The 12,705-nt window shown below is 40.1% G+C and carries 13 protein-coding genes; 9 read left to right on the forward strand and 4 right to left on the reverse strand.

From position 1 onward, the window contains the following. Positions 1–196: 196 nt before the first annotated feature. The 9 genes from OO007_RS09915 (at position 197) to OO007_RS09955 (ending at position 8,433) form a co-directional block, all read left to right on the forward strand. Positions 197–1,117, forward strand: a complete 921-nt coding sequence (locus OO007_RS09915; RefSeq protein ID WP_325808674.1) for a branched-chain amino acid transaminase — start codon at positions 197–199, stop codon at positions 1,115–1,117. A gap of 27 nt (positions 1,118–1,144) precedes the next feature. After that, positions 1,145–1,363 carry a zinc-finger domain-containing protein gene (locus tag OO007_RS09920; RefSeq protein ID WP_131907471.1) on the forward strand — a complete coding sequence of 73 codons (219 nt, stop codon included), beginning with the start codon at positions 1,145–1,147 and terminating at the stop codon, positions 1,361–1,363. 15 nt (positions 1,364–1,378) lie between these two features. Continuing rightward, positions 1,379–2,326 carry an LpxL/LpxP family Kdo(2)-lipid IV(A) lauroyl/palmitoleoyl acyltransferase gene (gene lpxL / locus OO007_RS09925; RefSeq protein ID WP_325808675.1) on the forward strand — a complete coding sequence of 316 codons (948 nt, stop codon included), beginning with the start codon at positions 1,379–1,381 and terminating at the stop codon, positions 2,324–2,326. Beyond that, entirely contained in the window at positions 2,323–3,459 is a 1,137-nt protein-coding gene (gene lptF / locus OO007_RS09930) for an LPS export ABC transporter permease LptF (RefSeq protein ID WP_131907473.1), read from the forward strand. The genes lpxL and lptF overlap by 4 nt, the downstream gene beginning before the upstream one ends. Continuing rightward, the gene (gene lptG / locus OO007_RS09935; RefSeq protein ID WP_131907474.1) at positions 3,456–4,520 is read left to right on the forward strand and encodes an LPS export ABC transporter permease LptG; all 1,065 of its coding nucleotides are present in this window, start codon (positions 3,456–3,458) and stop codon (positions 4,518–4,520) included. Before lptF ends, lptG begins: the two co-directional genes overlap by 4 nt. Before the next feature lie 162 nt (positions 4,521–4,682). Beyond that, on the forward strand, positions 4,683–5,951 hold the full coding sequence (locus OO007_RS09940) for a hypothetical protein (protein WP_325808676.1): 1,269 nt from the start codon (positions 4,683–4,685) through the stop codon (positions 5,949–5,951). 93 nt (positions 5,952–6,044) lie between these two features. Beyond that, the gene (locus OO007_RS09945) at positions 6,045–6,746 is read left to right on the forward strand and encodes a YrbL family protein (RefSeq protein ID WP_325808677.1); all 702 of its coding nucleotides are present in this window, start codon (positions 6,045–6,047) and stop codon (positions 6,744–6,746) included. A gap of 64 nt (positions 6,747–6,810) precedes the next feature. Further along, complete coding sequence (locus OO007_RS09950) at positions 6,811–7,584, forward strand: class I SAM-dependent methyltransferase (RefSeq protein WP_325808678.1); 774 nt, start codon at positions 6,811–6,813, stop codon at positions 7,582–7,584. 21 nt (positions 7,585–7,605) lie between these two features. Then, positions 7,606–8,433 carry a phosphotransferase gene (locus OO007_RS09955; RefSeq protein ID WP_325808679.1) on the forward strand — a complete coding sequence of 276 codons (828 nt, stop codon included), beginning with the start codon at positions 7,606–7,608 and terminating at the stop codon, positions 8,431–8,433. Positions 8,434–8,517: 84 nt separating this feature from the next. On the opposite strand, the gene OO007_RS09960 is transcribed toward OO007_RS09955, so the two are convergent. Genes OO007_RS09960 through OO007_RS09975 form a run of 4 tightly spaced genes read right to left on the reverse strand, consistent with a single transcriptional unit; the run spans position 8,518 to position 12,704 of the window. Continuing rightward, positions 8,518–9,345, reverse strand: a complete 828-nt coding sequence (locus tag OO007_RS09960) for a polysaccharide deacetylase family protein (RefSeq protein WP_325808680.1) — start codon at positions 9,343–9,345, stop codon at positions 8,518–8,520. Positions 9,346–9,348: 3 nt separating this feature from the next. Beyond that, on the reverse strand, positions 9,349–10,473 hold the full coding sequence (locus OO007_RS09965) for a glycosyltransferase family 4 protein (RefSeq protein WP_325808681.1): 1,125 nt from the start codon (positions 10,471–10,473) through the stop codon (positions 9,349–9,351). Next, the gene (locus OO007_RS09970; RefSeq protein WP_325808682.1) at positions 10,474–11,394 is read right to left on the reverse strand and encodes a mitochondrial fission ELM1 family protein; all 921 of its coding nucleotides are present in this window, start codon (positions 11,392–11,394) and stop codon (positions 10,474–10,476) included. Between the two features lie 38 nt (positions 11,395–11,432). Then, positions 11,433–12,704 (reverse strand): nucleotide sugar dehydrogenase, encoded by a 1,272-nt coding sequence (locus OO007_RS09975; protein ID WP_325808683.1) that lies wholly within the window; start codon positions 12,702–12,704, stop codon positions 11,433–11,435. Position 12,705: the final 1 nt, after the last annotated feature.

Genomic DNA, 12,705 nt, shown 5'->3' on the forward strand with positions numbered 1-12,705 from the left:
ATCATTCTAAAATAAAGCCACCCCCCTACTTATAGGCACTTTTTTTAATAATTTGCTGCGCATTCGCTGTGCCTTTAATGATAACGCCGATTTAAGCCGTTATTTTCCATCTTTTTACCTTTCTGCAATTGTTGATGTATCACAAGCTGTAGTATCCTTACGCCCTAAAATATTGCGTTTGAATAGGAGTTAAACGATGTCAATGTCTGACCGCGATGGTCTAATCTGGTTTGATGGAAAAATGGTACCTTGGCGCGATGCTAATGTGCATGTACTTACACACACATTACATTACGGAATGGGTGTTTTTGAAGGCGTTCGCGCTTATAAAACCGATCAAGGACCCGCGATTTTTCGCTTAAAAGAGCACACAGATCGTTTGTTTGACTCCGCCAAGATCATGAATATGGATATTCCATTTTCAAAAGAAGAAATTACCGCTGCTCAAATTGCTGCCGTTAAAGACAACAATCTGGATTCTGCTTACCTAAGACCTATGTGTTTTTATGGTTCGGAAGGCATGGGACTTCGAGCTGATAACCTTAAGACGCATAGTATTGTTGCTGCCTGGGAATGGGGTTCTTACCTTGGTGCCGAGAATATGGAAAAAGGCTTACGCATTAAGACATCCTCTTTCACACGTCATCACGTCAATATCAGCATGTGTAAAGCGAAAGCAAACGGTCATTACATCAACTCTATGCTTGCGCTTCAAGAAGCACTAACGGATGGTTATGATGAAGCATTACTCCTTGATGTAGAAGGTTTTGTTGCAGAAGGTAGTGGTGAAAATATCTTTATCATCAAAAACGGCGTCATCTATACCCCAGACTTAACATCTGCACTCAATGGAATCACCCGCAATACCATTACCGCTTTTGCTAATGATCTAAACTACGAAATCGTTGAAAAGCGCATTACACGTGATGAAGTCTATATTGCTGATGAAGCCTTCTTTACTGGAACAGCTGCAGAAGTAACTCCCATTCGTGAGTTAGACAATAGAACGATTGGTAACGGAACACGTGGTCCTATTACAGAAAAATTACAATCATTGTATTTTGACAGCGTTCATGGGAAGGTTGATAAGTATAAAGAATGGTTAACTCTCGTATAAGGAGTAATCAAAACAATAGGATATCGAATGGCATCTCAGGGCAGTTCAGACAAAGAAGCGGATTATAAAAAGTTAAACATTACGAATGATGTAACAATCACACGCAATGATTTACCTTTGCATTGTCCCACCAATGTTTCTGCTCTGTGGTGCGCACATCCCAAAGTATATCTTCCCATTGAAAAGTCGAAAGATGGCACTGCGCGATGTCCTTATTGTGGAACGTTGTACCATCTTCAAGACTAAGTAGTAAAAATAATAATGCCTTCAAAATTTTTCCACCCACGTTATTGGCCGACCTGGCTAGGGGTAGGAATTCTCAAACTTATCGTTCATCTCCCTTGGCGCTGGCAAATGGCGCTAGGAAAATGGTTGGGCGTATTGATTTATCATGCCGCTAAAACGCGAAGAGAAATTAGCCACATCAATCTGGAAATTGCTTTTCCTGAACTCTCTAAAACAGAATTAGAAGCACTAAATCGTGATCACTTTATTTCTATGGGTCAAGGTCTTATAGAAGCAGCTTTAGGCTGGTGGGGGTCTGATGAAAAAATCAAAAAGCTCGCTCACGTTGAAGATTTTCACCATCTAAGAGATGCGTTAAAAGATGGCAATGTGATTATGCTGGGGGCACATTTTTCCAGCCTTGAGGTAGGCGGAAGAATTATGGCGCTAGAAATGCCACTTCACGTCACTTATCGACCTCACCAAAATGCATTGATAGAACACTTGGTCGCTGTACAAAGGGACACAAAATACGGCAAAGCCATACCAAAAAGTAATATTCGCGACATGATAAAAAGCATCAAAAATGGCGCACCCGTTTGGTATGCAACAGATCAAAACTACCGGGGAAAAGGTAGCTTACCCGTGCCGTTTTTTGGTGTCGACGCACCAACAAATACAGGCACAGCTAGGCTTGCCAAAATGACAAATGCCAAAGTTATTCCTTGTATCACAGTTCGCCTAACAGGGAAAAAAGACGACCGACAAGGGTATTTAATAAAAACCTACCCTCCTCTGGATAATTTTCCAAGCGATGATGCGCTTCGAGATACCACACGATTAAATCAAATTCTGGAAGAGTTGATAAAAGAATACCCCGATCAATACTTATGGACACATAAGCGATATAAGAATTACAAAACGACGAATAAAGACTTCTATAAAGAATACGCTAAAAGCCATCAATCAGGTCACAAACCATGATTATCCAGCGCTATCTAGTGCGCGAAATCATATCTACATTTTCAGCCACGTTACTGGTATTGATGTTAATTATCGTAGGCAATACTTTTGTACGCTTATTAGGCAAAGTTAGCGGCGGCAATTTACCTATCGATGCATTGAGTAAACTGGTTTTTTTAGGATCCATTAATGGCTTAATTAAACTTGTTCCAATTGCTTTATTGATTGGCATGATGTTAGCTTTTGGACGCCTTTATAGAGATCATGAAATGTCTGCCATGCACTCCTCTGGCATTGGCCCAAAGCAATTTTATAAAGGTATCTTCTTATTTGTTGCGCCATTGACACTTATAATTGCGGGGCTAACACTGTTTGTCATTCCCGATCTGGAAAAGACTAGCTACAACATCAAACAAGAGATTAAGCAACGACCTGAAGCCTCTGGTATTCCTATCGGAGAGTTTATGCACAGCAAAACAGGCGGAAAAAGCATCACCCTGTTTGTTGAAGAAATGGATGAAGAAAATGTAGTGATGAAACGCTTTTTTATGCATCTCAATGATAAAGAAGAAACAGCTAAAAAAACTGACTCGATTGAGCCCTCTAAAAATACTCAAGACAAGAAAACAGAAGATAATATTGAAATTATAGTTTCTGCTGAGCAAGCCCTGCTGTATGTCGACCCTAAAAGTGGCAATAGAATTGTTAAAATAGAAAATGGAAGCCGTTATGATAATAATAAAAGTACTGGTGAATTCAGTATTTTTAATTTTGCCGAGCACGGCATTCATATCCCTGCGCTCGAAGTAAACATTTCGACAGACTTGGAAACAGAACCTACCCTTGAATTATTAAAACTACAAAGCAATGAGAGCAATGCAGAAATTCATTGGCGTTTAGCTTTAATCCTGCAAGCGCCGGTAATGGCTCTTTTAGCATTTCCACTCAGTCATACAACACCCAGACAAGGACGCTTCGGTAAGCTTGCATTTGGTATTTTACTTTATGCAGTCTATGCAAATTTGATTATTACGGGAAAATCAATGATCGAAGATGGACGAATCCCGAACTGGTTAGGGCTTTGGTGGACCCATCTTATTTTCATAGCATTGTCACTGTGGTTACTCCGCAAACAATATGGAAACCTTAAATGAAGATTTTAGATCGTTATTTATGGACATCAACCATACAGGGCATTCTCATTGCCTGGTTAGCCCTTGTTATTCTGGATACTTTTTTTGCTTTTATTAATGAAGCAGGAAAAACCAATGCGCTTTACACGACGTTGCAGGCAATTATATATTTAATTTACACGCTTCCTGCCAGTTTCTATGAGTTTTTTCCCACAGCCGTTTTAATTGGAACATTACTAGGGCTCGGCAACCTTGCTGCAAACTCTGAATTTATCGCAATGCGAGCTGCCGGGGTATCTATCGGAAATATAGTATTTTCAGTTATCAAACTCGGCACCATATTAGCGATAGGAATATTCATCGTTGGAGAATGGGTCGTCCCTGCCAGTGACTTACACGCTCGTAATTTTAAAGCCCAGTTAAAAAACAAAAATATTGTGCTTGTGGATGATTCTGGGCTTTGGGTAAAAGAGAAACAAAGCATTATCAAAATAGGTAAAGTGCTATCGAGCACTCAAGTTTCAGATGTCTCTATTTATTCGTTTAAAGAGGACCACTCTGGGCTGGAGACTTTAACGACAGTAAAAAATGCAAAAGCTAACGAAGATGACTGGAACTTTCATGGTGTTAATACAACAACCTTTAAGGATAATCATGTCCTCAAGACGTCTAACGAATTAAAACAACATGTGGCATTCATAAACCCAAATGTTTTGAATGTGGCAAATACTGACCCCAGCCAATTATCGAGTAGCGCACTCTCAAAAATCATAGAATACCAAAAAGAAAATGCAATTAAGACTGACAAATACGAGCTAATCTATTGGAAAAGGTTTTCAATTCCCTTATCCACTTTAGTCATGCTTATACTCGCAATGCCATTTTTATTTGGCTCAAACCGGGGGGGTGGCATGGGGCAACGAATCTTTGTCGGCATTTTAGTTGGTATTGTTTTTTATCTTGCCAACAGAACAGCCAATGAACTAGGCGCAGTTTATGGGTTTTCTCCACTTGTAAGCGCCTTCCTCCCCTCTGTTATTTTTCTCTTTATTGGGCTTTTCGCAATCAGTAGGAAAACATAGCTTTTTTAGCACCTAGTCTATTACTACATCTAAGTATTCACTCCACACCATCAACTCTTTGGTCTGACTACTAAAATAAATTAGAATAGACTCAAGAGGATTGCTTTCTCTACAACTAAGCGTTCATCTTAACCACCGACATAGGAAGTGAACAAAGAATCCATGAAAGATATCACCAACAATATACCAAGTGACAATTTGAGGTGGTGCCTTAAACAGATAGAAAATGGTCCATGGAACCTCATCCAATTACGAGGTGAGCAACTATCTGACACTGAATTTAATCAGGGTGATATTGACCTTCTTACTTCCAACGAGTCTGTTGAGCTTTTACTAAACGCTGTTTATAAATGGATACGTGAGCGCAAATGCCACGCCCGGGTTATGTCTCGGAAAAATCGAAAAGTACAACTCATACTGTATTCAACAGATGGTGAAGATTGCGTCATATTCGATCTTTGGTTAGAGCTTTGGCAATTTGATAACAAGCGAAGCTGTCTCACTTATCTCGGTGCAAAAGATGCAACCGAAACGCCACAATCTGCCATTGCCAGGTTTCCTGCTAATCTTGAAGCATGTATTTACATTCAACATCTGATATGTAAAAAACGCAGTATAGACAATCAATCAACCATAAGCAGGTTGAACGAATACAGCCAGAACTGTGACAAAGAAATCGCAGATATAATCTCGGAAATATTAAATTCCCAGGCAATTTCACAAACGGTCGAAGAACTGATGCTGAAATACATTAATCAACGGTGTCAACTTCAAACCCCCAGCACTTTTACACACACAGCCAAGCGATTAGGTTCTGTAATCAAAGAAAGCTGGCTGGCAGCTCCCAGACAAACCCGAATGATATCTATCATGGGCAGTGATGGTGCAGGTAAAACAACGCTGGCGAACCATTTACTAGAATCAGTAGATAATGTATCTCGTGTATTTACTGGTAAACATCTGTATAGAAAATCTTATATCCATAAACTGATGGTCATTTTAATTAGACCTTTACTGTTTCAATCGAGAGAGACTTTCGATGAAAAACTAGCGCCATGGGTTTATCTAAGAGCCAGTCTAGGTATCCGCATAAAATACTGGAGACAAAAAAATAAAGGCCTAATGCTAGTAGATAGAACAATTATGGATTTTTTGTATCTAGATAGAAAAACAGATACACCACGATTTTCCAGATTTAGATTTTTATCCAATGTCTTTGGCAAAAGAATCCCTATCATTCATTGTATTGTTAATCCTCAAAACATATCAGACAGAAAACCTGAAATGACAGAACAAGGAATCCTGCACTACAACCAGGACATGTTTAATTGCCATTCCCTGCGATCACCCACAGACTACCTGGCATTTAACAATGATTGTTCACTTGAAGATTCTGTGGAAGCGCTCACAACCATACTGAACAAGCTGTGATTCCAGTTAAATCGGTTATAACAAGACTGCAGAGTGAGTTATAATTCCACATCACATTAATCACCGTATTCACATTTACAGGATTGCCACCCTATGAGCTCCAGCGAAGTCCTACAACTTAAAGATAAGTCGGCATTTGGCGCAGGCGGCAGGCGACTTTGTTTTACCCATCCCAATGATCCCAGTAAGTGCGTCAAGATACTCAGACAAGACGATGATAGAACGGTGCGCTTAAAAAAGAAAAGAATCATTCCTGCCAGCTTTCACCGCGAATACGACAATAATCGCCATGAAATGGAAGTTTTGAATGAGCTATACGATCAAATCGGAGAGGAGATGACCGACCACTTACCGAGATGTTATGGCATGCATGAAACTGACTTGGGACCTGGTCTTGTTTTAGACCTAATCCGAGATGAAGACGGTCAAATTGCAAGAAGCATTCGTCAGCTAATTACCGATGGTTTTGACCTTGCAGATTTACGAACTGCATACGATAAGCTTGGTGATTTCCTGCATGAGCATATCGTACTTTCCAGAAAACTCCTTGACCATAACATCGTCGTAAGCTTTGATAAAGATGGCGTCCCAACCATGTATATCATAGACGGTTTGGGAGACCCCGCATTTATACCTCTTGCACGCTGGTCAAAAACTCTGGGAAGAGCCAAAGTAAAGCGACGTATCGAAGAAGCATGGCCGAGATTTGAGAACTTCGCAAAGCAAGGTGGCGTTACCGAAGAAATGCGGAAAAACAGCAGCTGGGATCAAGGTATACTTAGACACCGAGATTAATACAGAGCAGAAAAAACAGGCTCTAACAAATCATCAACTATATTTCGAGATACAGGCACGCTTAATGAGAAATGCCCGCACAGAAAAGCTAAAAGGAATCATCAGACCCTTTTTTTTCAAACTATTTAAACAAACAGGAAAAACTTATCTTTGCCCGATCTGTGGATACAAAGGGCCCTTTAAAGATAAACGCATTAGCAAAACACCCGATCTGATTCGAACCGATAGTAAATGCCCTAAATGTGCCTCCAACGAACGTCACCGTATGATGTTCCTTGTACTCAACGAAGTATTTAATACGACTGAAAAACAGGGTAAAAGCGTATTGCATATCGCCCCTGAAGAATGTTTAAAAGATATGGTCGCAGAAAAATTTGAGACGTATCACACAGCCGACTTGTTAAAACAGGACGTAGATTTTAATGAAGACGTCCAGGACATGTCCTTTAGTGACAACTCCTACGACTGCGTAGTAATTTCCAGAGTACTCACTGTCCCCCCCGATCTGGATGCCAGCCTTTCTGAGATTCATCGCGTCCTAAAACCAGGAGGTTTGGCTGTCATAGCAGAAATATACAAGCATGACGAGACCGTAGAATTTGGCAAAATGATTAACGAGCGTTCCCGCGAAATAGGCATTGATCTAATAGACAAAATTGACAATGTATTTGGTAAGACTGAATGCTTTTCATCAGATCGATATGACGATCAGTACCAACTTGCGAACAAGATGGTACTCGACGGGCAACCCACTGATAATTTCCCAGACAAAGTTAAAATCAACAATGTGGGTTTTAGCGAGCTGGTTGTCATTGGCAAAGTCGCGAATAAGACCTAATTAATTGAGAGCAAGTTTGTCATGAAATCACCAATGCGCTGGCTAAAGCGTCACAAAGAACTAAAGAAAAATGCCAGCCGACGCATTGAAGTTGAAGCCGCACTTGAACGACGCGAAGGGCAAAAAATAAAGTTAAGCCCAGCTGCAGCAAAGGGAGGTTACGATGAGATTTACTATGCATCCAAAAATGGAAGCAGATTTGCAGTAGTTAGAATAAATAGCGAGCACAAAATAATAAATGACCCAATTGGCTCTCTTGACCCTGGTATCCCGCTTGGTCCCGTTGATCGTTTAAACAGAGAATGGGATGCCTACGTACAACTTGCACCTGGTGGACTTTCTCCTGAACCGCTTTGGCGATCTGAACACGCGATTGCGTGTAGTTGGTTACCCTGGGAAAGACTTTCCGGATATTTAACAAAAAACCGAGCGGAATTATGGAAGGTGCTAAGTAACGTTTTTCCTCTTATTTCAACAATGCATAGTCTAGGAGTGATTCATCTGGATCTTAACCTTGGCAACATACTCATAGACCTAAATAGTGAGAAACTAGCAGTCATTGATTTTGAATTTGGCCCCGTGGAATGGGTTAATCAGGAACAACAAATGGCGTTTGACTATTTGCGGCTGATTGACGATTGCCTGAAGCCTAGACGCGGAGGAAAAGTATTACTTGAAGATCCGAATAAATTAATAGAACTGCTCGGGGAGCATGTACCGGAAGCGACAAGAAACGCCGATCTTCACTTCGTTTACTCAAAGCTGCAACGCCTACAGCAACAACCTGAACTTTGTGTGCTGTTACAAACGATTTTCATCAATTTGCCAGACCCTCGCACTGAAGAATAACCTGAACTATCAATCGAACATTATCTCAAAAAGTCTTTTAAACGTTCTAGATTTACATTTTTTCTAAAAGATTCGACAGTTTTTTTATTTCTTAATGCCGCGTCGACCTGTTTTTATCTTTAGCTTGAATGCATAAAAGTTATCTTTTCCACTCACCGTTACTCGTTTTAAAAGATAGGGATTTGTTTTTTTAAAATCAGAAATCCCCGTTTCAACAGTCGTCGCATTTGTATACCCTGCTGATTCGACTAAGGCTAAATCAGCTTGATCAAACAAGCCAAACGGGTAGCAAAATGAATGGCACTTAATACCGAAAATATCTTCTATTTTTTTCTTGGAACCCACTATTTCTTCATGCTTCTGTTCCTCTGAAAGCGTCGGCAAATTATCATGAGTAACAGTATGCGAACCAATTTCAACCAAGCCAGATTCTAATAACTCTTTTACCTGTTCGTCTGAAAGCTTAGGCTCAGCCATTAACTCTCCTGAATTATTCTTTTTTTTACGTTTGCTTGACCACTCTCTATTGTGCCGATCAATTACCAAATAAATGGTCGCTTTCGCTTTGTATTTCTTTAGCAATGGCAGAGCATTGCTAATATTATCTTGATAACCATCATCGAATGTTATAGCGATACTTTTTTCAGGCAACTGATCCTTATTTGATAATAACTCAGACATCGTAAAAAACTGCCAATCATTATCAGCGAGGTATCGAAGCTGCTTTTCAAACATTTCAGGTGAAACTCGTAAAGAATTGAATTTTGCCCCTTTGATAGGGTTACTAATCATGTGATACATCAGTATTCTGGGATACTGAAATGGAACTGCCTTTTTCCACCAGGCATATCGATGCGAATAATATGCGCCTAATAACACGAGAAATAAAATCAGTCCTACATAAATAGACATAAACTAATTTTTCTCACTCAATGCTTCATATAAAGCCAAAGTCTTATCTAACATTTCCTGTTTACTGTAAACAGCGAGCTCACCTTGAGGAGCTTGAATGTTACCATTATATAATTGCTTACATCGTATTGTGGTTTCTTCAGTATCGTTCAAACCTACCAGACCAGCCGGATAAACTTGCCCCATAGTTTCACCAACACCACCATGACTATAGGCAATGACTGGCGTTCCCAAACTAATTGCCTCAACGGCTGTGCGACCAAAAGACTCCGGTTGCGTTGAGAGTGACAAAACAGCATTTGAGATAGCGTATATTTCCTTCATGTCTGATCGATAGCCGGCAAAGGTAACGTAGTCTTCAAGCCCATCAGACTTTACTCTTGCATACAGCTCTTGCGCATATTGCTTTCTTTTGGGATCTTCTCCACCAACGATCAAGCCATGCACATTGAGATTTTCTGATTTCAATGTATTCAGAACATCCAGAAAGTCATTGTGACCTTTCAAGCGCGTCAAACGACCCGGCAGCGTGATTACCCATTTCCCCTGAGTTTGTGGATACTCTTGATACCAGGCAGCAAGCCATTCAGCTTCTGGTTGATAGTGAAATGGAAATTCTTTTATATCGATACCGCGTGCAATGGTAATGATTTTATCTTCATTGGTTTCAGGGTATTTATCGAGAATATAAGATTTCACCGTATCTGAAACGGCAATGACTTTCTCACCATAAGTCATTATCTTACTGTAACGACTCACTGAATTTAAACCATGCATTGTGGTGATAAAGTGCGGTCGATTATTTGATGGCATTTTGCGCCAGGCTAACCATGCAACCCAAGCAGGCATTCTGGATCGTGCATGGATGATATCGATTTTATTCTGCTGCAACCAAGCTCGGAGCTTAGTTCCCTGCAAAAAAGTCAAAGGTGACTTTTTACCTAAATCCCAAAATATGTGTTTGCTGCCCTCTTCCTCAAGTCTTTTTACTAAACGACCACCTGCAGACATTACAATTGACCTATGTCCGGCATCAACGATTGCTTTAGCAACCTCTAGGGTTCCTTTTTCCACCCCCCCACTTTCAAGGTCAGGGAGTAATTGCAATATCGTTAATTGTTTAGTCATTTATAACTCAAACTTCTCTAATAAAAGTTTTGCACAGCGATCAGCCTCGTAAAGTTCAGTTACTGTATGGGGTCGATCTAGAGTGTTTAAAGAATCAACCGCGCCTTCGCTGATCAATCGGTCGATTTCTTTAGTTATCCTGGAAGGCTTATCATAATCAAGTTCAATTACGCCTGCTTTAGCTCCTGATGTGAGCGCTTCATATATCATTGAAATACTGTCAGCCGTCACCCAAACCTGTTCACTTTCATGCATTTTTTGTGGGAGCCAATCCGAAGAGACATTTTCAGGAACAATTAATACCAACTCAGGGAAATTTGTTTTAACTTCATCGTAGGTATCTTGTGGCGTTCTACGTGAACCAGCAATCACCCATTGAATTTCTGGCTGTTTCGTAAGTACATTCTGAATCTGTTTTATAAGCTTTTTCGAGCTCCATTGATAATGTTTAGAAGGCCCTCCAAGCATTATCAAACCAGTATCCTTCACTGATGACGTTGTATTTGGCACGACGCGATTAATCGCACCTACTGTTTCAATGATATTACTTCTGTTACCTGGGTTATCGTGCCTTGGGATAAAACATAAATCAAAAAAGAAAGAAGGCAGACTTGGGCTCATCATCACCACGACCTTTCCACCAAAACACCTTCTATAAGCAAGCAAGCTCAAATGCGTTTGATGTCCTGCTCCAACAATTAAATCTGGAGCATCCTCTTTTTTATTTTTAAAACACCAGTTGAACAGCCACATTTTCAGCGCTTGAAGAGTAGTCAGTAAAGGAGGTCTACTTATAGAAACTTCTCGGTATTTTGATATAGCTTCCACCAACCCTTCGGATTGGTTGGCGTGCCCCGGTCTGCCGTCTGTTAATACCCAGACATTTAAGACTCTGTCTTTTTTGGCATCTAAGTTATTCATTTTTCTGGATATGTTTTATCAGATTGGAGACTATTTACCTAAAGTCTCCACGTTGGTTGCGGAATAACATTTTTAACATCGATGGTGATAGGAGCTCCTGACGAAACCTTCTCATAATCTTCCATAGTCCATTCTTTAAATTGTGAGTGCCCTACCGCCACAATAATGGCATCGTACTTTTGTGGGGATGCTAATGGATTATCAACCACGCTATCAGGGTAATAATCCCTAGCTTCATTTTCTTCAGGCCATGGGTCATAGACATCTATATCGGCACCAAAGTCCTTAAGTTCTTTATAAATATCCAGAACTTTAGAATTACGCATATCCGGACAATCTTCTTTAAAGGTAACGCCCATGATCAATACTTTAGAGCCCTTAATCGTCTTGCCCGCCATGATCATTTTTTTGATGGTTTTCTCAGCAATGTATTTCGACATTCCATTATTGATCTGCCTGGAAGAGAGAATCAAATTTGGCTTGTAACCTAACTCTTCTGCTTTAAAGGTTAAATAATAAGGATCGACTCCAATACAATGCCCCCCTACCAAACCCGGACTGAGTTTGATGAAATTCCATTTAGTCGCAGCAGCCTCAATAACTTCATTAGTATCAATTCCCATCTGATCAAAAATTAATGCAAGCTCGTTAATCAATGCGATATTGACATCTCGTTGCGTGTTTTCAATCACTTTTGAGGCTTCTGCTACTTTGATACTAGATGCTAAATGTGTGCCTGCAGTTATTATCGTTTTGTACAGTTCATCAACTTTTGTTGCGATTTCCGGAGTAGAACCTGATGTGACTTTCAGAATATTTTTTACGGTGTGGTGCTTATCACCAGGGTTAATTCTTTCGGGAGAATAACCAACGAAAAAGTCTTGATTAAATCGCAATCCAGACCCTTCTTCTAACACAGGCACACAAACATCTTCTGTGACACCCGGGTAAACCGTAGACTCGTAGATAACCAGATCATCTTTCTTTAAAACTTTAGAAACCGTCTCTGATGACTTTATTAAAGGCGACAGATCTGGGCGACTCGATTTATCGATTGGTGTGGGAACGGTAATAATGAAAATATTACATTCTCTAATTTCTTCGATATCAGTCGTGTAATGAATATTATCTTTTACACTTTCCAGTAACTCATCTTCTACTTCCAGAGTTCTGTCATGGTTCAATGCTAATTCATCGATACGTTCCTGAATAATATCAAACCCAACAACGTCGTACTTTTCTGCGAAAGCAACCCCAAGAGGTAAACCAACATAACCTAAACCGATAATACAGATTTTATCTTTACTCATT

This window comes from Cocleimonas sp. KMM 6892 (assembly GCF_035798195.1).
In the GTDB taxonomy this organism is placed as follows: domain Bacteria; phylum Pseudomonadota; class Gammaproteobacteria; order Thiotrichales; family Thiotrichaceae; genus Cocleimonas; species Cocleimonas flava.

Bases quoted from the DNA above. Each gene is read 5' to 3' on its own strand.
- lpxL (WP_325808675.1), top strand. From the start codon at position 1,379: ATGCCTTCAAAATTTTTCCACCCACGTTATTGGCCGACCTGGCTAGGG.
- lptF (WP_131907473.1), top strand. From the start codon at position 2,323: ATGATTATCCAGCGCTATCTAGTGCGCGAAATCATATCTACATTTTCA.
- OO007_RS09940 (WP_325808676.1), top strand. From the start codon at position 4,683: ATGAAAGATATCACCAACAATATACCAAGTGACAATTTGAGGTGGTGC.
- OO007_RS09970 (WP_325808682.1), bottom strand. From the start codon at position 11,394: ATGAATAACTTAGATGCCAAAAAAGACAGAGTCTTAAATGTCTGGGTA.
- OO007_RS09965 (WP_325808681.1), bottom strand. From the start codon at position 10,473: ATGACTAAACAATTAACGATATTGCAATTACTCCCTGACCTTGAAAGT.
- OO007_RS09950 (WP_325808678.1), top strand. From the start codon at position 6,811: ATGAGAAATGCCCGCACAGAAAAGCTAAAAGGAATCATCAGACCCTTT.
- OO007_RS09920 (WP_131907471.1), top strand. From the start codon at position 1,145: ATGGCATCTCAGGGCAGTTCAGACAAAGAAGCGGATTATAAAAAGTTA.
- OO007_RS09955 (WP_325808679.1), top strand. From the start codon at position 7,606: ATGAAATCACCAATGCGCTGGCTAAAGCGTCACAAAGAACTAAAGAAA.
- lptG (WP_131907474.1), top strand. From the start codon at position 3,456: ATGAAGATTTTAGATCGTTATTTATGGACATCAACCATACAGGGCATT.
- OO007_RS09915 (WP_325808674.1), top strand. From the start codon at position 197: ATGTCAATGTCTGACCGCGATGGTCTAATCTGGTTTGATGGAAAAATG.
- OO007_RS09945 (WP_325808677.1), top strand. From the start codon at position 6,045: ATGAGCTCCAGCGAAGTCCTACAACTTAAAGATAAGTCGGCATTTGGC.
- OO007_RS09960 (WP_325808680.1), bottom strand. From the start codon at position 9,345: ATGTCTATTTATGTAGGACTGATTTTATTTCTCGTGTTATTAGGCGCA.
- OO007_RS09975 (WP_325808683.1), bottom strand. From the start codon at position 12,704: ATGAGTAAAGATAAAATCTGTATTATCGGTTTAGGTTATGTTGGTTTA.